21 protein-coding genes are annotated in these 21,948 nt (G+C 30.9%); 6 read left to right on the top strand and 15 right to left on the bottom strand.

Features of this window, described 5'->3' with window-relative positions; genetic code table 11:
* Positions 1 to 8 precede the first annotated feature (8 nt).
* From MY490_RS10950 to MY490_RS10935, 4 genes are all read right to left on the bottom strand, one after another.
* Positions 9 to 896, bottom strand: a complete 888-nt coding sequence (locus MY490_RS10950; protein WP_248269214.1) for an FAD binding domain-containing protein — start codon at positions 894 to 896, stop codon at positions 9 to 11.
* Positions 886 to 1,533, bottom strand: coding sequence for an NTP transferase domain-containing protein (locus MY490_RS10945; RefSeq protein ID WP_248269213.1), 648 nt, complete (start codon positions 1,531 to 1,533; stop codon positions 886 to 888). The genes MY490_RS10950 and MY490_RS10945 overlap by 11 nt, the downstream gene beginning before the upstream one ends.
* Complete coding sequence (locus MY490_RS10940; protein ID WP_248269212.1) at positions 1,523 to 2,566, bottom strand: XdhC family protein; 1,044 nt, start codon at positions 2,564 to 2,566, stop codon at positions 1,523 to 1,525. The genes MY490_RS10945 and MY490_RS10940 overlap by 11 nt, the downstream gene beginning before the upstream one ends.
* Before the next feature lie 209 nt (positions 2,567 to 2,775).
* Positions 2,776 to 3,519 (bottom strand): GDSL-type esterase/lipase family protein, encoded by a 744-nt coding sequence (locus MY490_RS10935; RefSeq protein WP_248269211.1) that lies wholly within the window; start codon positions 3,517 to 3,519, stop codon positions 2,776 to 2,778.
* Positions 3,520 to 4,044: 525 nt separating this feature from the next.
* Between MY490_RS10935 and MY490_RS10930 the strand changes: the two genes are divergently transcribed.
* Positions 4,045 to 5,976, top strand: coding sequence for an Ig-like domain-containing protein (locus tag MY490_RS10930; RefSeq protein WP_248269210.1), 1,932 nt, complete (start codon positions 4,045 to 4,047; stop codon positions 5,974 to 5,976).
* A 415-nt stretch (positions 5,977 to 6,391) separates the two neighbouring features.
* Here the strand turns inward: MY490_RS10930 and MY490_RS10925 are convergent, their stop codons facing one another.
* The 3 genes from MY490_RS10925 to MY490_RS10915 form a co-directional block, all read right to left on the bottom strand.
* Positions 6,392 to 7,144, bottom strand: a complete 753-nt coding sequence (locus tag MY490_RS10925; protein ID WP_248269209.1) for a hypothetical protein — start codon at positions 7,142 to 7,144, stop codon at positions 6,392 to 6,394.
* 296 nt (positions 7,145 to 7,440) lie between these two features.
* Positions 7,441 to 7,962: a DUF4362 domain-containing protein gene (locus tag MY490_RS10920; RefSeq protein WP_248269208.1), complete on the bottom strand. Its 522-nt coding sequence runs from the start codon at positions 7,960 to 7,962 to the stop codon at positions 7,441 to 7,443.
* A gap of 108 nt (positions 7,963 to 8,070) precedes the next feature.
* Complete coding sequence (locus tag MY490_RS10915; protein WP_248269207.1) at positions 8,071 to 8,685, bottom strand: protein kinase family protein; 615 nt, start codon at positions 8,683 to 8,685, stop codon at positions 8,071 to 8,073.
* A 247-nt stretch (positions 8,686 to 8,932) separates the two neighbouring features.
* On the opposite strand from MY490_RS10915, the gene MY490_RS10910 reads away from it, so the two are divergent.
* From MY490_RS10910 to MY490_RS10895, 4 genes are all read left to right on the top strand, one after another.
* The gene (locus MY490_RS10910; RefSeq protein WP_025671048.1) at positions 8,933 to 9,088 is read left to right on the top strand and encodes a XapX domain-containing protein; all 156 of its coding nucleotides are present in this window, start codon (positions 8,933 to 8,935) and stop codon (positions 9,086 to 9,088) included.
* Positions 9,089 to 9,188: 100 nt separating this feature from the next.
* On the top strand, positions 9,189 to 10,367 hold the full coding sequence (locus tag MY490_RS10905; RefSeq protein WP_248269206.1) for a NupC/NupG family nucleoside CNT transporter: 1,179 nt from the start codon (positions 9,189 to 9,191) through the stop codon (positions 10,365 to 10,367).
* Between the two features lie 540 nt (positions 10,368 to 10,907).
* Complete coding sequence (locus tag MY490_RS10900; protein WP_248269205.1) at positions 10,908 to 12,278, top strand: glycosyltransferase family 2 protein; 1,371 nt, start codon at positions 10,908 to 10,910, stop codon at positions 12,276 to 12,278.
* Entirely contained in the window at positions 12,271 to 13,125 is an 855-nt protein-coding gene (locus tag MY490_RS10895; protein WP_248269204.1) for a polysaccharide deacetylase family protein, read from the top strand. The genes MY490_RS10900 and MY490_RS10895 overlap by 8 nt, the downstream gene beginning before the upstream one ends.
* Before the next feature lie 123 nt (positions 13,126 to 13,248).
* On the opposite strand, the gene MY490_RS10890 is transcribed toward MY490_RS10895, so the two are convergent.
* From MY490_RS10890 to MY490_RS10860, 7 genes are all read right to left on the bottom strand, one after another.
* Positions 13,249 to 14,112, bottom strand: coding sequence for a COG4705 family protein (locus MY490_RS10890; RefSeq protein WP_248269203.1), 864 nt, complete (start codon positions 14,110 to 14,112; stop codon positions 13,249 to 13,251).
* 243 nt (positions 14,113 to 14,355) lie between these two features.
* Positions 14,356 to 14,838: a heme-degrading domain-containing protein gene (locus MY490_RS10885; RefSeq protein ID WP_248269202.1), complete on the bottom strand. Its 483-nt coding sequence runs from the start codon at positions 14,836 to 14,838 to the stop codon at positions 14,356 to 14,358.
* An 11-nt stretch (positions 14,839 to 14,849) separates the two neighbouring features.
* On the bottom strand, positions 14,850 to 15,881 hold the full coding sequence (locus MY490_RS10880) for an oxidoreductase (protein WP_248269201.1): 1,032 nt from the start codon (positions 15,879 to 15,881) through the stop codon (positions 14,850 to 14,852).
* Positions 15,868 to 16,656: a DeoR/GlpR family DNA-binding transcription regulator gene (locus MY490_RS10875; RefSeq protein WP_248269200.1), complete on the bottom strand. Its 789-nt coding sequence runs from the start codon at positions 16,654 to 16,656 to the stop codon at positions 15,868 to 15,870. The genes MY490_RS10880 and MY490_RS10875 overlap by 14 nt, the downstream gene beginning before the upstream one ends.
* A gap of 188 nt (positions 16,657 to 16,844) precedes the next feature.
* The gene (locus MY490_RS10870; protein WP_248269199.1) at positions 16,845 to 17,255 is read right to left on the bottom strand and encodes a hypothetical protein; all 411 of its coding nucleotides are present in this window, start codon (positions 17,253 to 17,255) and stop codon (positions 16,845 to 16,847) included.
* A 700-nt stretch (positions 17,256 to 17,955) separates the two neighbouring features.
* Entirely contained in the window at positions 17,956 to 19,074 is a 1,119-nt protein-coding gene (locus tag MY490_RS10865; RefSeq protein WP_248269198.1) for an RtcB family protein, read from the bottom strand.
* Between the two features lie 272 nt (positions 19,075 to 19,346).
* Positions 19,347 to 19,898, bottom strand: coding sequence for a histidine phosphatase family protein (locus MY490_RS10860; RefSeq protein ID WP_248269362.1), 552 nt, complete (start codon positions 19,896 to 19,898; stop codon positions 19,347 to 19,349).
* Between the two features lie 488 nt (positions 19,899 to 20,386).
* On the opposite strand from MY490_RS10860, the gene MY490_RS10855 reads away from it, so the two are divergent.
* On the top strand, positions 20,387 to 20,956 hold the full coding sequence (locus tag MY490_RS10855) for a hypothetical protein (protein ID WP_248269197.1): 570 nt from the start codon (positions 20,387 to 20,389) through the stop codon (positions 20,954 to 20,956).
* Between the two features lie 115 nt (positions 20,957 to 21,071).
* Here MY490_RS10855 and MY490_RS10850 read toward each other — a convergent pair whose 3' ends face one another.
* Entirely contained in the window at positions 21,072 to 21,770 is a 699-nt protein-coding gene (locus MY490_RS10850) for a Dph6-related ATP pyrophosphatase (RefSeq protein WP_248269196.1), read from the bottom strand.
* Positions 21,771 to 21,948 lie beyond the last annotated feature (178 nt).

Here is a 21,948-nt window from a genome sequence, read left to right as displayed (position 1 = left end):
TCCACCTCTTATTTACTAACTATTTTAGTAATCTCGTAAACAATAATATTAGTTGTAATCTCCTGTTTATAGTTTGAGGATGTAAAATGGTCAGAAGGAGGTTTGAATTCCTTTTTGATTGCTTGAGCTATTTCCTTTAATTGATAAGATGGTAGGTATAACTTTTTAATCATCTCTTCGGTGTCTACTAGCCTCTGAGGTGAAAAAGAGCTACCACTAACAGCTAGGTAAACTTGTTCAATCACCTTTTTTTTGCCAATTTTGAAATAACCAGATATACTCACAATACTTTGACAAAAACTCTCTCTTAATCCTATTTTTTTATAGAAATAATTTTCACTAGCTTTCTTTGTTTGTACAGGTATTTTAACGTTCACGAGAATGGAATTTGATAGATATTTCTCATCTTTTATACATTCTGTTAACTTTATTTCTCGCATATGATGTCCATCATATAATATAAGACTCGCATCAAGTACTAATAATGCAGGAATGACATCACCATTACCATTTGCAATATTTCCCCCAATTGTTGCTCTATTTCGAATAGCTGGAGATGCTATATTGCGAATGGCTTCAACTAATATTGGGACATTTTTAAGGAAAATTGGTTTACTCCTACAACAATCTAAAGTGGTTAATGCTCCAATTAGGATAAAGGTTTGACGATTATTTTTCACCAACTTATACTCCTGCAATTCTTTTACGTTTTCAATACTTATTAGATTTTTAGGATACTGTACTCCCTTTTCCCAATAAGTTTGTAAAAGAGTTCCACCTGCGATTATGCATGAGTCATTAAGGAATTCCTGTTTTAATTTGTATGCTTTTTCAAGTGTATCTGGAATCCATACAGCAGGATAATGAAAGTTTGCATGTCCTTGATTAATCACCATTAAGCTCAATTCCTTTCGCTACATCATACGCTTCTTTTGTATCAATATCGAAAAAATCCCACTTATTTTCAAATTCAACTAACAAACCTTCTAAATTAGTATGATTGCGAATAATTGATCTTGCTCCTTCATCTCCATTTAACATGAATAAATCAGGTATCGTATTTGGAGAAAGGATGATTGGGGGTCTGGGTATACTTTGAAAGCTTGCTGCTAAAAAAGGAATTGTTGAATTCTCACTAACACGGTTTAAATAAATTTGATGTAATTCATTAATCGTTTGGTTCGATAAAAAAGGTTGGTCTGCGAGGAGAATCATGATTCCTAAAGGCTTTGTTTTTAGGGCTTGAGTTAAACCACATTTTAAAGAATATGATTGTCCCTCGTTAGCACTTGTACATGGAACATGTGTCCATGAATTTTTATAAGGTTTTTGAAAAAGATCTTTGCTAATCCAATTTAGTGAATCATCTTCTTTTGTGACGACAAAAACATGGTCAATATTAGAATTGATAAATTTACGTAAACCGAAACTTCCAATTGTGGAATTACCTAATGGAAGTGACATTTTATTCTGTCCCATTCTTTTACTACTACCTGCAGCAAGTAAAATTGCAATGATTCTATTATTCTTCATGCTTAGATAACTTCTTGATTCTTTGTCTCTGAATTAATTCACCAACAATACTGATTGCAATCTCTTCTGGGCCCTCAGCCCCAATTTGCAGGCCAGCTGGACTATTTATTTCTGTCTCTCCTTTTTTACCTTCCAAAAGTCGTTGGATTCGTTTTTTTCCACCAAGAACACCTAAATACTTAAGATTACTATTTAAAATATGATTTAATATTTCCTTGTCTTTTTGGAATTGATGGGTAATGATAATAGCAGAATCAGAAGCAGTCAATTGAAGGCTTGGTATGATTTCGCTCGGAAAGCCTACAAGGATTTTTTCTGCGTCTGGAAAGTTTTCTTTAGAACATAGTTCTGCTCGCCAATCAGTTATAGTTACAAAGAATCCTGCTAAAGAAGCAAGTTTTACTAAAGGAATCGCATCCTTACCTGCTCCAAACACGAATAATCGAGGCTTTGGATGAAAAGTATGTAAATACATATTAGTTTCAAACAGTTCAATCGTTCGAAGACCACTTTTTTGATTCGTATAATGTAATTCACTAAGAGCACTTTTAATCTGAACTAATTTTCGTTCATTACAATTTCCAAAAAAGGTCTTTTCATCCACTAAGAATAATGTTTCAACTTCATTACTATTATCCGAAAAAATTTTCATCATCGATACACTCGTACCATTTAAGAGGTATCTTTTTAATTTAGTTAGTAAAAGAAACAAACTTTCATCAATTGGCTCTAAAAGCACAGTAATAATCCCGTTACACCCTGCTCCATTGCCCCATGTTAAATCATCCTCAGCACTCATGTCATAAGTAACAGTTTGAGCTGTTTTTCTTACTCTTGTTTCTTGAACTCGATATGACAAATCTGCTTCAAGGCAACCGGCACTTAGTAAGCCAACCTCTTTCCCATTCCCCTTAAATAACATGGAAGTTCCTTCTTTCCGGTAGGCTGTGCCTTCTACATGAATAATTGTAGCTAATACATCACCTTCTTTAAATGAGGTAATCTCATTTAGTATCTCATGGATACTTTCCATTAAATCACTCCTAAATATAAAATCATTGATTCAAAACTAACGGCATTTTAGTAAATATTAATATATAGTTCTACTATGAATGTGTTATGTCTCGATTCAAAATTAATTAATATTAGAAATGACTACAAAAAAAAGATTAACCACCATCTATGGTTAATCGATAATTATAAATAAGTTAAATTGAAAAATAAAAACTTAATACAAAATTTTTATTTTTTTATTCCGAGAGCGTTCCTTCCGATATTAGCTAGTACAGTTTGTCCATCAATTGTTGGATGTATATCTCCCTTTCTAACATATGTTGCTTGTTTTTCATCAAACGCAGAAAAAGCATCAGCTATTTTTACATTTTTATATTTCCCTGCAATGCTAGCAATTTTAGGATTAATGATAAATGATAATAATTGATTTGATAGTTTATGCATCGGTTGATTATTTACTTGAAATGGATTATAAAAATTGTACAAAACAATCGGAGCATCACAAAGTTTACGAATTTCCTTAATTATTTCATTTAAATTTCCTGTTAATTTCGGCATCATTGAAGCAATTTTTCCAGGAAGTTGTTCTAAGTGATTACTTTTTTTCAAAATATGTAACAAATCATTATTTCCTATATCCAAACTAATATAGTCTGCATGTTTTATTGATTGTCTGAAATTGGTATCATGTTTGATTGCATGTAGAAGATTAGCTGTCGTCCAACCTGGAACGCCTAAATCACGAACTTCAAGGTTTGCGTTTTCACCAATTAGAAAAGGAAACGCATAGTTTGATGGTATATTATTAGTAATGCCTAAATTGAAACCAAATGTTATGGAGTCTCCAAGACCAACTAGCTCGATCTTTTCATAAGTATTAACTTTATCCTCTTTTGCAAGTGCTGTATTTGAAAATAAAGAACCTGCTAAAACAAAAGTAAGAAACGTTATAATAATTTTACTTCTTCTCAACAAATACGCCCCCTTAAATAAGTGTTTTAAGATACTAAACTTCTTTTTATGATTAGTAAAAAGTAGTAATACAAGACTTAAGATACTAATTTTCAGGATTATACTCTAATTACCTTTTTTATAGGTATTGTGTTTTATTAAATTATTTGTCTAAAAGAATAAAAACATGTAACCATTTTTTCTTCCTTCCTAGTACATCCTAAGCTTGGTGAATTAGTTGAGTGAAGATGCTATCGGATCGGTGTGGTGTTAGTATGAAATTAAAATATATCGAGAAGCGTCTCTTCGTCCAAAGAGATATTAAAATAAGGTATGTAAGTCAATTGAACAAATATCTACGTTCCAATTAAAGATAAACTTTTAAAGCATTTATAGAAAATAAATATTTTTTAAAAAAAATAGATTAATTTAAGTGTATGAATCTAGTAAAAATATGGTAGATTTGATGATGAACATAAAAATAAGTTTGTGTAAAAAGAGTAGGGGATATAAAGGTGGAAATAGAAACGGATACTGGAGGGAAAAATGAAAAAGATATTTAGCATTTTTATAATTGTTTTTATGATGACCATTCCATTTAATGGTCTCACATTTGCAGAAGAAACGAATACTCCAATACAAAATGGTAACCCGATTACTGCACAGATAGCAGAAGGAACGAAACACACATATGAATTTACAACGAATGAAGATGGAGAGTATTACATCATACTCGATAATACAGTCGGTAAATACAATCTAACTCTTTTTGATAGTGATGGGAAGACCATTTCAACTACTTATAATGGTGGTTCGAATCCAATTCTTAACTTAAGAGGCAAACTACTAAAAGGTAGTTATACCATTCAAGTAGAACCGCGCGATTTAAGTGGGATTTCTATTGGTAGCTATCGAATTAAAGCGACATATGCAGCTTCGTTTAGTAGAAATGAGGTTACATTTGAACCAAACGAAACCATGCTAACAAGTACAATTCTTAAAAATGGAGAATATACGAGCTCAACTGCCGAACATTATCTTGATAGAGATGTCTATCAATTGACAACAGACAAAGCAGGGAATGTATATATTGCTATTGATGAAATTGTTGGTAATTTTAATTTTAATCTTTATGATAGTTCGGGAAATTACGTAGACCACCCTCACCAACCATCACCAAATGGTCTGATCTATTTCAGTACGAACGTTCCACAAGGTACGTATTATCTTTATGTTGATCCGTACTATACAGCTGATAAAATTGCTTCTTATCGAATAAAAGCAACATTTCCATCTATATTTACAAGAGATAAAACTACTTTCGAACCAAATGATACAGACGAAACAAGCATGCCATTGACATCAAACCAATATTATTCTTCAAGTTGTACGAATATGAATGATAGAGATTTTTATCAGATTACGACAAATAAATATGGTTTTGTCCGTGTTGTGCTCGATAATACAGTGGGACTTTTTTCGATGTGGCTTTATGATAGCAAGGTAATGCCTTTAAGTTCATACGGTTCATACGGCTATACGCAAAATTCAGGTGAAAAGATACACCTCAATTTAAATCTAGATAAAGGTACGTATTATGTTCACGTTGTTCCGATTGAACCACCTGGAGTAGATTTACCTGGAACAACAATTTCCTCTTATCGGATTAAAGCGGATTTTCTAGATAAAACACCAAGTGTTGACCCTGTTTATCATATTGATACGCATTTAACAGGTGCAGCCGAAAATGGTACGAAAGTGTCTGCGACTGTAGGAAGTAAAAAACTTGGAGAAACTGTAGCAGTAAATGGAAAGTATAACATCACGATTCCAGCTCAAAAAGCAGGAACTGTAATCGGAATTTACACAGTAGATGAAATCGGAAATATCAGTACGACAGCAAACACGACTGTAGTTGATGCGACAATAAAGGCTGTTTCTAGTTCGTACAACAAGATTAAAATCACTTGGAACAACTTACCAGGAGTTAGTGGCTATGAAATATACCGAAGCACCTCTAGTTCAGGGACTTATAGTAAGGTTGGTACGGTGTTAAATGAAAGTACGAATACCTTTACAAACAACTCTGTTGCAACTGGTACTATCTATTATTATAAAGTAAGAGCATATCGAACTATTAATGGAACGAATAGCTATACTTCTTTCACAAAAAACACGAGTGGTAAAGCTATCCCAGCAACACCTAGTACACTTTGGGTGAAAAAACTGAGTTCTAATTCAATGACCTTATCTTGGTCAAAAATTGATGGAGCAAGTGGGTATCAAATTTATCGTTCCACTTCTCCGAATGGAACATTTAGTTTGGTTGGTACAAACACAAGCGGAAGTCTAACTAGCTTTAAAAATGTGAAGTTGACAAAAGGGAAAACATACTACTTTAAAGTAATTGTTTATCGTACAGTTAACGGAAAGAAAGTATTTAGCCTTCCAACCTATGCTAGAATTTATAAAAATTAACAAAATTAGTTGAGTCATTGTGGTGATAACCGCTCTAACTTTACTTTTAAAAAAATTACGATACTTTTAAATGTTCAAAGTCTTAACAATCATAAAAGCGGTTCATTAAATTGACCTTTAAAGATTTGGCTCTGTTAAACTAAAATGTAGATAATTGCAACTTAAAAAGACTGTTAATTAAAACAGTCTTTTTATCTTATATATAACTAATTCATATAGTAATTAAACGAGATTTTTATTTAGTCAATTTAATGTTGCTCATTAAGGCTGGTATAGCATTATTAATATGATTCACTAATTGTTTCATTTGTTTTTTTAACAGAGAAATAAAAAAGCTAACTGATCTGATTATCTTTTTATGAATACTTTTAATCTACATCTAAATTAATTTGAAACTTATATTCTCGCTTTAGATTTAAATTCCAGCAACTTTTGAAGGGTTATTTAGTTTATATTTAACTTCTTTGTTTAGTTTCTTATCAACTACTTTTCCATCAAATTGATAAGATTTACCTACCTCTAACTCAGCTGCCTTTAAGGTTTTACTCAATGAGCACCAAGCATTTCCAATTAATAATTCCTGTTCTCCTTTGACAGCAACATTTTCCCAAATAACGATCTCTTCCTCGCTATCATTGAAATGATTATATTTTGTACTAAATTCTTTAACGGTGCCGCTAAAATGTGATTTATCAGTTGGTAATGTAATTGAAACTTCCTCTTTCTTTTCTACTTTTTTCTTTGTAGTAGCTTTAGAAGTACTTTCTTTCGACTTTGTTTCTTTTTCTGATTCTGTTTTCTTCTCTTCACTGCTCTTCGTATCACTTTCCCCAACTGTGTATACTTTCTTAAAACTTGGTGATTGCATTTCTTTTAAATAAGCAGGATGAATACATGTTAAATTGCCATCTTCAAATTCTATAATAATTGTATGGTACTCATCTGTAACCCCATAAGTTTCATAGCCAACAAGCTTTACATTTACTTGAAAGTCTTGACCTTTGAATAAAAAATCATGTTTTGGATTTTTATTAAATAAACCCCAAAATCGTCCTTTTTCTAAATAATCCTCATCGGACAAAAATTTTGTAAATTCTCCTTTTGGAGGTATGTATTTTATGATCTCAGTTTTCTCATTTTTCTCATTTTGAACTATATTTTCTGTCATTTTATTTACTCCTTTGGTGAATCTTTTTTATTTCCAGATTTTAGTAGTAGTTTTATTCGTTATATGTAGAAATTATAGTTTAGTTTGGAACTTTTTGTCCATCTTATCGTTAAAAGAAATAATTTTAGGAATACATTACGGTACGTGAAATTATTGAGTTAGAATAACTGTTTATTAAGTTTTATTTATGAATTTAAAGTTCTAGATTGTTTTGTATTAATTTACGGTGAGTGAAATTTCATTCACTCTCATGTCATACAAAAAACGCCGATTTATTAACCGACGTTCTTAAATAATTAAAATTCCACCTTATCAAAATGATAACAATTTGTTAAATATGACGTATTTGAATTTACGACTAGCTTTTGGCAATAGTCTTCTAATACTTTTGGTCCTGTAACAAATTTACTCATCGCAAATGTACCTTTTCGATATCGGTCTGTTCGATCCCTTGAACTATCGAATCGATAATAAATTAATTTTCCATTATATTGATATTCTGTAATTACTGGATCACCTTTTGAAGTAAATTCAACAAATCGAATAAAGTCAGGCTTCTTATTTTTTACATTATTAATAAATTTTTGAATCCGTTCATTATGATTAGTAGTTCTTCCTATTATTAATATATCTCCATTTTTTAGCGCATCTTCTTTACTATAGGATGCCGGGATTTTGTTAGTTGCTTTTTCTCCGTAATTCTCAATTTCTTTTTTTAACATTTCTTTCGTATATACACTAGCCTTTGCTACCATAAAATGATCGAAGGAAAAACCAAGAAATATTAAAAGCATAAACGATACGATTGATTTATACATTTTGCCCTCCAATATTATGTTTAACAATATTGGTTAGTTTTTCCATTCTATTATAACTTATGCAATTGACAAAAAAATCCACCTTAACGTAGTAAGTTGGATTTATTTTTAGGAAGAGTATGAGCTATATGAGCTCGAATGTCTACGATGATGGCGTCTCGACGATGAAGAGTGTCTGTAATGATGCCTTGAAGATGAGTGATCATGACGTCTTTTCTGTTTTTTGTGACGTCGATGGGAACTTCCAAATAAAGATTTAAAAAAGCCTAGTTGGAGCGTTTCTTCTTCAAGAGAAAATCGCCCGACGTCTACAATTCGAACCTCTCCATCATTTGATAACATTAAATTATGATTATGTAAGTCGAACGCATTTAAGCCTGCATATTGAGCATCAAAGATCGCTTGATTAATCTCTGTTTCAAATTGTTTACGTAAATTTTTACTATGTCCATCTAATTGATAAAAAGTTTCACCATATATTCGATCACTTACCATAAAATCATGCGTAAATGCATGGACTTTTGGATAGTAAATACTTCGTTCAAGAAGGTGAAGTTTCATTCCATCATCTCGACTTTTCCCATCTTCCTTAAATACTTTTATTACATAATTGTCTCTAGTGTAAACATCTCCATCTTTTCCGCTTGCTAAGTATTCAAAATGATCTGCATGTTCACCAAATAAAGTAAAATCATGAATTTCTTGCAACAGCGAATGTTTCATTCATAAGCCCCTTTCAACTTGAAAATATTTATTCTAAGTGATCAAGTTTAGAATTACTTTACAAATATATTCTTTAATAACATTCTTTTTACCTATCAACTATTTGATTTACAAAAAAAGTTTTCTTTAGTGGAGTAATTTGTATTAGCTATGATTTTTGGGGATAATACCCTATTAACGGAGAAGATTGGCGTTTAGTAATTTTGATCAATCGTAAAAAGTGTTGAACAAAAAGGAGTTAGTAAATATGCATGAAATAATTATGAGCTTAATCGCAGGTTTAATTGTTGGAGTTGTATTTACTCTCATTAAATTACCAATTCCGGCACCACCTGTATTTTCAGCAATCTGTGGGATTATAGGTGTGTGGGGTGGCATGAAATTGGTTCAACTATTTATATAAAAAAACCTTACTTTATTTAATGATATTTTTATATTGATTGGAAACAATAAGATTGCAAATTAGAAATTATTCTACGATTTTGTAGTTTGGAGGAAAATAAATGTCATATATTATTGCAATCATTGGCATTATCTTGATACTTATTATTAGTTGGCTAATGTCTAATGATAAAAAGCACATTAACTATAAAGCTGTTGCAATTATGTTAGTGGTCCAATTGATTTTAGCTTGGTTTATGCTAAAAACCTCAATTGGAAGAACAGTTTTACAAAAAATCGTCTCTTTCTTTAATAAAGTTTTATCATTTGGTAACGAAGGTATTTCATTTGTATTCGGTGATTTATCGACAAAGGGTTATTTCTGGATTAATGTTTTAATGATGATCATTTTCGTATCTTCATTATTATCAATTTTGACTTACACAAGAATACTACCGTTAGCAATTAAATATATCGGTGGTGCAGTTGCAAAAATTACAGGCTTACCAAAGATTGAGTCTTTCGTTGCTGTAAATAGTATGGTATTCGGTGATACAACAGCAATTCTTTCTGTTAAAACTGAATTACATAAACTAACACCTAACCGATTATTTGTTGTCGTTACTTCTTCGTTAGTAGCGGTATCATGTTCGATCTTAGGTGCATATATGCAAATGATTCCCCCTGAATATGTACTAGTTGCACTACCAATCAACGTGTTCTCTGGTTTAATTCTTTCTTCAATGGCATGTCCTGTTACATCAGAACAAGATGAAGATATTAATGTCAAAGAAATGATTAAAGAAAAGTCATTATTTGAAGCCATCGGTAACGGTGCTCTTGATGGAGGTAAAGTTGCTTTAATTGTAGGTGCAATGTTAATAACCTATATTGGTTTACTTGCAATGATTAATTTCGTATTCAATTCAATTATCGGAATGACATTTACTGAAATTTTAGGATATGTTTTTGCACCTGTTGCTTTCATCATGGGTATCCCAACAGATGAATTAGTACGCTCAGGATCAGTTATGGGGACAAAAGTTGCTGCAAATGAGTTTGTCGCAATGCTTGATTTCCAAAAAATCATTCCTAATTTATCAACAAAAACTGTAGCAATCGTGTCATCATTCTTAGTATCATTTGCTAACTTTTCATCAATTGGTATTATATATGGTGCAATTGCTGCAATTGATAAAAAACAATCAGAGCTTTTTGCTAAATTTGGTTTAAAAGTATTATTAGTTGCTACGCTAGGTTCAGTATTAACAGGAACGATTGTAGGATTATTTGTTAGATAATACTTTAAACATTAAAATTAACGTAAAAATAAATCAGCCGAATCTTTTTATTAAGTTTTCGGCTGTTTTGTTTTATTAATTAGCTTTATTTTTTCCCGAATTAGTTCAAGCAACTAATTCTCCTTCAATCCATTGATCACAACACTTAGTATAATTAGCCCTTGTTTACTTAAATGAAATATTTTTTTTCATTACACTTCAAGGAAATAGTTTTAAAAATTACTTCACCTTCAAAATAATAATCCCCCATTTAGAGATTAGTGCAATCATAAGCAAACATGAATAGAAACTTTCCCCTTTTTGTTCATTACAATACGGTATGTGAAATTTCCGCTAATTTCGAAAACATTTTAATATTTGTCTTTTTAGTATCCATTTTGAAATAATTTGTTGAAAAAATAACATATTAAACAAACCGAAATCTCGTTAAAATAATCGTAGTAGAAATCTAATTTTGTTATGACTGACTGATTGATTTTTTATCTTTCATACTCAGATATTGAAATTATGTAACAATACAAGTTTTAAGGAGATTTAATTATGCAATTTGTTACAATACTCATCCTATTCTTATGTACCTTCTTCCCAATCTTACATATGATTAATTCGCTTCCAATTTTTTTTAATCGTAAGAAGTTCCAACAAAACCTTGTAAGAACTAATAAAAGCATCAGTATACTTATTCCATGCTTTAACGAAGAAAGCATTATCGAAACAGCAATAAAAGGTATTAATAGATTAGATTACTCAGCAAAAGAAGTTATTTACATTAACGATGGTTCTCAAGATGGAACCATGAAAATTTTGCATAAACTTCTTCGTCTTTTACCGGAAGAGCGAAAGATATCAAATCAGTTAAAGAGTAATACAATCAAAAACTTTTATAAATCGACTATTTACCCTAATGTCTACGTAATTGATAAAGTTAATGGTGGAAAACATGACGCCTTAAACGCTGGAATCGAATACTCAAAAAATGAATTAGTCGTAACTTTAGATGCAGATAGTATTCTAGCAAACGACGCATTGGATGTCCTAAACGAAGTTTTCCAAGATCCTGATGTATTAGCAGCAGGAGGAATGGTGCATCCCCTTCAGGGTGTCCAATTTAATCATGAAAATATCGATCGCACTTTAAAGGTAAATCATGTCATTCGATTTCAAATTTTTGAATTCATAAAAGGATTCTATATTAATAGAGTTTCTCTTGCGAAATTCGATGCACTCTCCGTTATTTCTGGGGCATTCGGGGTATTTAATAGAGAAATTTTATTTAAAGTTGGTGGATATAGAAAGACTTTAGGAGAAGATATCGACATTACATTAAAATTTCAACAGTACATTTTAAAAAATCCTGGCAAGAGAATGGTGTTTGTACCAAATGCTGTCTGTTATACGGAGTGTCCAGAAACCTGGAAGGATTTATTTAAACAAAGGGTTCGTTGGCAAAAGGCATTTATTGATTGTGTCATTTATAATTTTCCGATGCTTATAAAGACCTTTTTATTTCGCACTGTTTCTTTCTTTATGTTAATCGATTCTTTTATTTTAGGTACAGTTGCTATTTATTTTACACTTTTTAATTTTGGCTATATGTTGTTTACAAATATAGGACATGCTCAAAATCTACTATTATTCTATCTGCTTGGGGTTGTATCTTTAAATTTTATATATAGTCTATTTGCTATGTATTTGGCTAATTATTATGGCGTTAAATTTAAAGGCAAAGAAAAGATCAGATTAACGGTTACAATTATTTTAGACCTATTTGTCTATCGTTTTGTAACATTATTTTTTGTATTATTTGGAACTATTTCCTATTTTATAAACCGGAATGATTGGAACAAAGTATCACGATCGGGAAGAATTTATGAGTTAGAAAAGGATAAAGGAATGAAGAACGTTGGATAAAAAACTTGTTATCGTATATGCTGTTCTGATTTCATCATTCTTAATAGCATATCCATTTATGAGAAGTAGTGCATCTTATTTGTCAGAGCCTAAACCACAAAATGATTCGCAGCAAACTACTAATTGTATAAATTTTCAAAGTAAAGTTAAAACACCACAAGAAATTCAAAAAAACAAAAATAAAGCTAACATTATTTTTACAATGGATGATGGATGGGAAACGCAATTTACGAAAGGTTTTAAAATCTTAAAGGAAAATGATGTAAAAGGAAGCATTGCTGTCATACCTTCGAAAATAGGTACTGAAGGATATATGTCATTACGTCAATTAAATACTTTATATCGATCTGGTTGGGATTTAATGAATCATACAAATACACATCGACATTTAGCAAGTTTAAATAACAAAGAACAAAAAAGTGAATTAAACGATGCACGAAAATGGCTTGATCAACACTGTTTTACAAGAGCTAGTAATATCGCTGTTTATCCATATGGGTCTTTTAATCAAGATACTTTAAAAATTTTGCAGGAAGAACATTATCGAAGTGCTCGTACCATTAAGGATGGAATACAAACAAACAATATCAAAAAATATGAAGTTCGCACGATAAATTTACTTCCTAGTACAGATATTACATGGGTTAAAGATCAAATTGACTTCGCAATTAAGACGAATCAATCGATTGTATTTACTAACCATCGATTTGAAAAAAAAGCTGATAAAGCTCAAATGAATTTTGATCCAGAAAAGTTTAAAACGATTGTTAATTATGTCGTAAGTAAAAAAGATGAATTAAACATTTTGACATATTCTGAATGGCTAGATATAAAAGAGATTAAATAACATTATGAATATTAATTTAAGCTGCTTTGGCAGCTTTTTTTCTTCTAAAATAAAAATAAAGAGAGTGAGGAGTTTTAATCTTACTTACCTCCCACTCCCCTATTTTATAAGCCTTACATGAAATTAACTTACTTGAATAGTAGATTCATTCATTTCCGATTTTTTTAATTTTGATTTATCTGTTACAAACTGGATGATTATACAGATTATAAGAACACCTAATAAAATTGCAGATGCGATTTGTGTACCATTCTCTAATCCTAATCCGCCTTTTTCTTGTGGTTTAATTAGGAAATCTCCAAATGTCGCTCCGAACGGTCGTGTTAGTACGAACGCTACCCAAAATAAAAATACTCTATTTATATTTGTAAACCAGTATGCTAAAAGAATTAATAATATTAGACCACCAGTAAGCATTGCACCTTGAGCGATAGTTAATCCTAACCCTTGTTCTAGGTAACTTCCTCCACCTGCTAATGTACCTACCCCTTCAGTTTTATGTGACAGAAAATCACCAGCTGCTGTGCCCAATGTATTAGATACAAGAATAGCAACCCAATATAAAACCTCTACTCTTTTCGTCGCAATATTTTTCACGTTTAACGTTGGCTCTGTAAAATACCAAAAAATAAAAATGATAGCAAGTAAACTTATTAGAATTAGTGAGCCTTTCATATAACCTAACCCTAATGAACGATCCATATAATCTGAAAACGCTGTACCTGCAAGACTAGTAGATAGAATAACTGTCCAATAGACAGTTGATACATATCTCTTTACAAACAATTGAATCATTAAAAAAACAGCAAATACACCTACGAAAAACAGAAAAGGAGTTAAATAATTATCTTCTGTTCCAGGTACAGTTACTAAATCACTACCCGTTTCTCCAAGTGTTGTTGCAGCAATCTTCATGATCCAAAATAACAGTGTCAATTGTGGTATTTTACTAACTGACGACTTTAAAACTTGTTTTGCATTTGACATTAAAATATCATTCCCTTTCATATGTAATTTTAAATACAATTTATAATCCCATACAATTATGAAAGGAAAATGAAAATAGCTTGTTTTAAAAGATTTTATCTATTCTTTTGTTAAATGATGCTCGCAAATGCTTGTTCATAATGGCTGCGCCCCATTTAAAAAAGGAGCCGAAAGTTCGACTCCTTTGAAATTGTTTCATAAACTAATTGTTTTTATCTAATCTATTAATTTTATAAATTAAAATTAAAACGTTTTATTTAGGAATTTGGCTAATGCCTCCACAATTAAATGATGATCATCCTCTTGTGCTAAGCCTGAAACAGTAATTACACCAATTACACCCGATCCTTCAATTTTAATTGGAAATGCCCCACCATGTGCAGCAAACTCATAGGGACTGGCTGAGTAAAATTCGTTATATGATCTATTTTTCATCTCGTTGTATAGTCTCATATAATAGGAGCTACAATGATGACGGAGAACAATATTAGATTTTCGTTTGATCCATAAATCTTGGTCAGGTGCTGTATGATCCATTGCATAATGAAAAACACTTTGACCGTTTTTCAGAATATTTATAGCAACTGGTTTATCAAATTCTTTAGATGCTTCAATTATTAACAAACCAATTTCTAAAGCATTTTCATTTGAAAAACTTTTAAAGATTAGCTTTTCTTCTTGTTTCCTTACCTCTTCAAGTTTTTGTTGAATAGTTGGCTCTACCATACATCCTCCAATTATAGATAAATCACTTTCTTTTCTTCACTACTTTTAAGTGCCGCTTCAATAATTTTAATAACAAATAAACCTTCTATACCCGTAACTGGAGCATCTGAACCTTTTAATATACTTTCAGCAATTTTCTTATAATACGTTGTATACGAGCCTGGTATTGTTTCAATTTTTTCTTTTTCACCGTCAATAGAATAAAGCTTTCCATAGAATTGTGGTTCATCTGTTCCCCATGTTTGTTCAGTTGGTTTTTTACCTTCTTTTAGAGCTGCTTCTTGTCCATCAATTCCATCTTTAATAAAGCTCCCTTTGTTTCCATGTACTTGAAAGCGTGGTCCGTTACTTGGGATGATGGAACCAGAATGTAAAATTACACGTAATTTGTCATATCCTAAAATAATATGGAAATAATCATCTGTTTCTGCATTTTCTCTTTGTGCAAATACATCCGCAAAAATGAATTGAGGTTGTCCAAAAAGGCTTAAAGCTTGATCAATTAAATGTGAACCTAAATCATATAACACGCCAGAACCAGGTCCTTGTTTTTCTCTCCATCGATTTCTTACTTCTGGTTTATAACGGTCAAAATGAACTTGATATGTATTGATTTCTCCCAATACACCTTCATTTATTAGCTTTTTAACTGTTAAAAAGTCATTATCCCATCTTCTGTTATGATAAACGCTTAGCAGTAAATTCTTTTCTTTAGCAATCTTAATTAAGTCTTCTGCTTCCCATGCTTCTACTACCATCGGTTTTTCTAAAATAACATGTTTACCAGCTTCTAAACTTTGTTTTGCCATTTCATAATGCATACCACTTGGCGTAGTAATGACAACTAAGTCAATCATTTCATCCTTTAAAACCTCATCTAAACTTTTTACTACCTCTACATCTCCTAAATCTCTTTGAACATCTTCCTTTTTTGAACTTACAACTTTTCTCAATTCATATTCTTCTAATACACTAATAAATGGTGCGTGGAACGTAGCTCCTGAAAAACCATATCCAACTAAACCAACCTTAATTTTTTCCATCCGAAACCCTCTCACTTTCCTCTTCTTCTAAACTAATTAAATGAATATTATTTTCGATTATTTTTCTTTTAAATTCTTCAGCTGGATCTTTGTCTGTAATAATGATGTCTATCCCCTTAATATCACTTACTTTGTGCAGAAAAACTTTTTCAAACTTTGAATGATCCGCCAATAAAACTACTTGTTTTGCACAACTGATCATTTTTTTCTTCAAAAACGCTTCCTCTTCATCAGGTGAAGTTATTCCGTCAGCGCTAATTCCACAAGCTCCAAGAAATAACTGGTCAACTTTGAAGTCATTAAGCGTTTCAATTGTCCTAGGACCAACTAAATTTCTATTTTTTCGATTAAATTTTCCTGGTAACATAAAGGTTTGAATTTCCTCAAACTCACCTAATAAATCTACTATATCAATTGAGTTTGTAATTACATTAACTTGTTTACCTGACATAAATTTAGACATGAGTGCACAAGTTGAAGATGTGTCCATTAATAAGTCACTAGTTTCACGAATAAGTAATGCAGCTCTTTGCGCAATTTTCTCCTTACCTTCAGTTACATTTCGTTCTTTATAATCGGTTAAATTTCGATTAGTAGTTGGAAGTGTTGCTCCACCCTTTATTCGCATAATTTCTCCGCGTTCTTCAAGTTTGACGAGATCTCTTCTTGCTGTATCCTTTGAAACGCTAAGCATTTTACATATTTCTTCTAAAGTAATCTCACTATTTGAAGCTAAATACTTTATTATCAAAGCTAATCTTTGTTCTTGATACATGCTTTAAAGCCCCTTTTTTATATTTCCTTATGTGTGATTCTAAAATAGTATAACTAATTATTGTCATTATTTCCACAACAAAACTTATAAAACTTAATTTAATTACGTTTTATAAGTTTTATTGCAGGTTATATACAACATAAAAAAAGACGGTATTTAAACTCTTTACCGTCTTTAAAAACTGCCCTTTATAAAAATTTAATTTGGTGGAATCTATGATTTTTTCCATCCCATTCGATTATAAATTCTTCAATCCCTAAAACTGCTGTTTCTGGTTTTGACACTTGATGATCAATCCATTTCTTAAGTTTAGGTATTACTTCATTATGAAATTGAGATTTCGCCTTCTCAGGATAAATAGTTTGGGAGATTGGATAGAAATAAATTCGAATATCCTTGTCTCTATTACAAGTAACAGAAGCTACAACTGTACCGCTAATCTGTGGCGGTCTTGCACAACGATTATCAAATTCAAACTTTCTTGTTAGGCCAAATATAACACTAGCCTCTTCTTTACTAGGAAGATTCAACTTTATTTGTTTTTTATTTGCAGCATATGTTTCAATTTTATTAAGATTTCTAAAAAAAACGATTTTCAATTTTGCACCTCCTAATAATAGCCAAAACAAATATAATTTCTACTTCATTTAATTTATGCCCTTACTAATAATCATATTGACCTACTTTGAAATAATCACAATAAAAAAAATCGACAAAAATGTCGATTATGTAAAAAAGCTATTAAACTATTTGAGTTATGATTGAATAAAATCATAAAAAATTAATTAATATAGTATACTAGTCCCCCAATACAAATATAAAAAATGCCAATAACTCCTGACCATCTCAAGAATTGATCCTTATTTAAGTGCCCTAACTTAAAAAAATCATCTTTCACAACTCTTTGTTGTTCTGGTCCTTTAAGAATGATATTCAAAGGAGAAGTCCCAAAACCCTTATTATTTAAATCCACTTATATGATTGAGCCAATTACTAAACTCCAAAGAAAATTTCCAACTAACAATGACAATCCAAGATACAGAACAAAAATGAGAAGTACTACAAAGAAGCTTTTAAACTTATTCAGCATAGTAATCCCCCGTTGTGTAAAAGATTAGGTGTCAAAATAAGTAAATATATATCATTTTATACTGATAATGGGGAGAAAGAACTTAATTTGTTAATAAAATTGTAATGATAACTTCAGGATTTTAAAGAAATTAATCCTTCTTATTTCATTAACTATCCTCTTTACACTTGGTAATACATTATGAGAAATAACCTCTCATAATAGAGAGGTTATTTCTCAGCTTTTAGATTGTAAACCGGTTTCATAAAGAAATCGATCTCAATTTGTTCTGTAATATTTTCTAATATTAATTTAGGCTTTTTATATACCATTGGTGATTCATCAACTGTATGTTTGTTAACAGAGGTTGTATATACGCCCTTCATTGCTTTTTGGTAAACATCTAAGTCGACCTTATAGACTGCGTCAGTTCGGCTCATTATTCGCCCTGCCCCGTGTGGTGCTGAATAATTGTAGTCACTTGAACTTTTACCTTTTCCTACAACACAACCATATGCCATATTAAATGGGATAATTATTTCTTCACCCTCTCGAGCTGATATTGCACCTTTTCTTAAAATATTGTTTTTAAGGTCGATATAATTATGTACCGATTCAATTTTTTTAATCGAATCAAAATCGAGCTTAAAATATTTTTCAATGATGATTTTAGCAATCGTCTCTCTATTTAACGAAGCGAAATGTTGAGCAATTGATAGATCTCTTAAATATTCATCTTTTTCTTCCTGTTTAGATAAATAATCGAATCCTTTATAATTTTCTCCGAATAATTGTTTCATATTTTCTTTAGCGACATTCATATGATGTTTTGCAATTTCAAATCCAAAATTTCTTGAACCTGTGTGGATTACAAGCCAAAAATGATTATTCTCATCTTTATCAATTTCGATAAAATGATTACCGGAGCCTAGCGTTGCAATACTGTTCATTACATACATGTAGTTCAGATTAAGTCTCTTAATAGCTTCTGCAATCTCTACCGGTTCAATAACTGGCTCGTCATGGATATTTGAACCAATCGGGATATTTTTCCGGATGAACTTATCGAGTTTTTCACTCTTTATTGATTTCATACGCCCTAGATTGTATGCACTAACTCCACATCCAATATCTACACCGACGATTGAAGGAATAATAAAATCATTCAACGTCATCGTAAAACCTACCATGACACCTCCACTAGAAATATGGCAGTCTGGCATAACGACAATGTTTGAATTTGCAAAGCATTCAGTATCCAAGATTGTTTTTAATCGTGTAATGACATTTGTATCAACATAATCAAGTAGTATTTTTCCATTATTATATTTTCCGTTGAATTCTAACATGCGTGATCCTCACTTGTGTGTTTTACTAAATCAGTTTTTTCATTTAACCATAAAACGAACTTAGAAATATTATATCATCTCTTATTATACGATTCGTTAATTTACTGAAAAATAAGAATCGTCAATTTCTTTCACCGTTTTCAAATTATGCATTTTTAGAAGAATATCACCTGTTTGAAATTCCTTTTTAATATAGAAACTTCTATTCTTTTTATCTACCTTATAGTTGTTCAATCATTCACTCTATACAAAAATTAAGAAATTCCATTACACTATTTCCATATTCTTTTCACTTCAACTAATGAATTACCTTCAAAAGTTAATTTATAAATATCCGGCATAGCAAGTCCATTCCAAAAATTGAAATCATATTTTTGATCAAAATAATTCATAATGAGTACCATCATATTACCATGCGTACCAATAACAATATTTTTACCGGAATAATTTTTTAATAGTTTGTTTATTGCTTCTATTCCTCGTTTTTGAGCTGTATAATTTGACTCTCCACCATTCAACGATCGATTAAAGTCCATCCAAACTTCTTTTATGACTTTTTCAAAATCCTCAACTGGCTCATGTGATAGGAGTCGCTCTTTAAAATTTACTTCTATCATAATTTCTAAATTTAATGATTTGGCTATCTCTTCAACAGTTTGAATTGCCCGTTTATATGGACTTGAAATAACGTAGTCGATTTTTTCTTTTAGTAGTAGTTTAGTAACAATACTTGCATCAGTGAATCCTCTTTTAGATAATGGTCGGCCCAATTCATCAGGAGTATAAGTTGCATGCGCATGTCTGACTAAGTATAAATTTGTAATCATTTGGCACCACTCCCTATATATTTTTTATATAATGTAAATTTCGACATTTTTTCAATACTTCCTTGTTCTTTTATTAGGTCTTGGTGGCTCTGAATTTTAGCTTGAATAGTATATTGCTGAAAATCACTTGGACAACAATCATTATCATCATTTGTTCACAAATAAAAAGAATCGACGAAATGATGGATCCTTCTACTACTAGTCTACTTATTATAATATGAAGCTACAAATCTATTATTTTTAATTATTTAGCAGAACGAAATCCAATTATTACTCAAAAGGTTCAGTAAAAAGTATTTCCACTTAATGCGAGTAAATTCACTGAACTAAATAATTGTACATAAATATTCATAACTTCTCCTAGCCAAAATAATAACAATTATCATATTCATATTTATATAATTTCGAACATTTTTTTAAGTATAGTTAAGAATCATTCAACTTAAACTAAACAAAAAAATTATCACGAGGATTGATATGAATAGATGAAAAAAATATGTATTTCTACTATTTTAAGCACTTTCATTTTTTTAAGTTCTTCGCAGTTAACGCTGGCAGCAAAGTTAAATGAAGTTTCTGCAACACTTACGGTCCAAGTTGGCCCTACAGCTACCTCTTCAGGAGAAACTGGTCAACCTATTAAAGGCGCTAGGGTTATTATAATCAATTCATTAGGTAAAATTTTAAGTACTGAATTAACAGATTCGAAAGGAATTGCAAAAATTAATGTACTAGTGAACAAGGATCCTCTTTTTCCGAACAGGCAAATGGGAGAGGTTACTATAATCACTGTAGCAAAGGGATATAATGAACAAATTGACTTTAGAGTACCAATCAATGAGTTTAATGATCATACGGCTAAAGATTCGGTGTCACTTTGGATTGTGGATCCAAAAAGAAGAAATGAACCACGATATACCAATGGTTCTTATCATCGGTTAACCGTATATGATATGTTAGATGATTATGCAAATCAAGTAGGATTAACGAAACAAAATATTAAGATGGATGTAGGAGCAGAACCGCCTTGGGGACCAGATTTAAAAAAACAGTAAGATTACATTCAACCTTATTTATAGTTTCTTATTAAAACCAAATAATAGACTGTTTCAAATTAACAGTCTATTTTAAACTTTTATCCATTCAACATTCTCAAAGATAAAACTTACTTCATGCAAGAATTAAATCTGTATAACAAAATCTAATTTCTCCTGTATAAACATCAGCAGTTAGCTTCTTTTCTCCAATGCCAAACTGAATGGGATTATTGAAAATAGGACCATCAAATACAAATGAATGGTATTCTCCATTCTCACCGCAAGGATCAACCTCTTTTGGAAGTTCGTAGATTAATCGAAAATCTATTTCTTTACCAGAAAATTCTTCTGATAATCTAGTTAAATCAACACATGTAATAATTGTTTTATAGCCTAAGGAAATAAAGCGTTCAATCACATTTGTCGTACCTTGACCCCATAATGGAAAAATTGGCTTAATTCCTAATGGTTTAAGCATTTCCTCTCGATATTTTCGTACGTCTTCAAGAAATAAATCTCCAAATGCAATACATTCAATCCCTTGTTCCTTTAGCTCTAAATTTACTTTTGTCATAATTTCTTGATATTTTTGATTAGAACAATTTTCTGGAATCCAAATTTTCTTTAATGGTAGACCGATTGAATTTGCTTGCGCCTCCAATAATTCAATCCTAACTCCATGAATGCTCGTCCGATTAAATCCTTCAGTTACTGATGCGATTAGTACTACTACTTCAAATTCATCAGAATGTAAAAGATCATGCAATGCCAAAGTTGAATCTTTACCACTAAAAGATACTGCTATTTTTTTCTTATTAATTGCGATTACCACCTTTTTTATAAACTTTTCTATTAATTAAATTTTAAGTCTCCTATCGGATATAGGTTCCATCATCTTCCATAAAAAATTATAGCATTTTTCAATTAATTAATATTCATATAAATAACATTAGGCAGCGGAAATTTGATTAACCTTCAAAAAATATAATAAATTTTTATACAATAGCTAA

The organism is Gottfriedia acidiceleris (assembly GCF_023115465.1).
In the GTDB taxonomy this organism is placed as follows: domain Bacteria; phylum Bacillota; class Bacilli; order Bacillales; family Bacillaceae_G; genus Gottfriedia; species Gottfriedia acidiceleris_B.
This window is presented reverse-complemented; position numbering and strand designations above follow the sequence as displayed.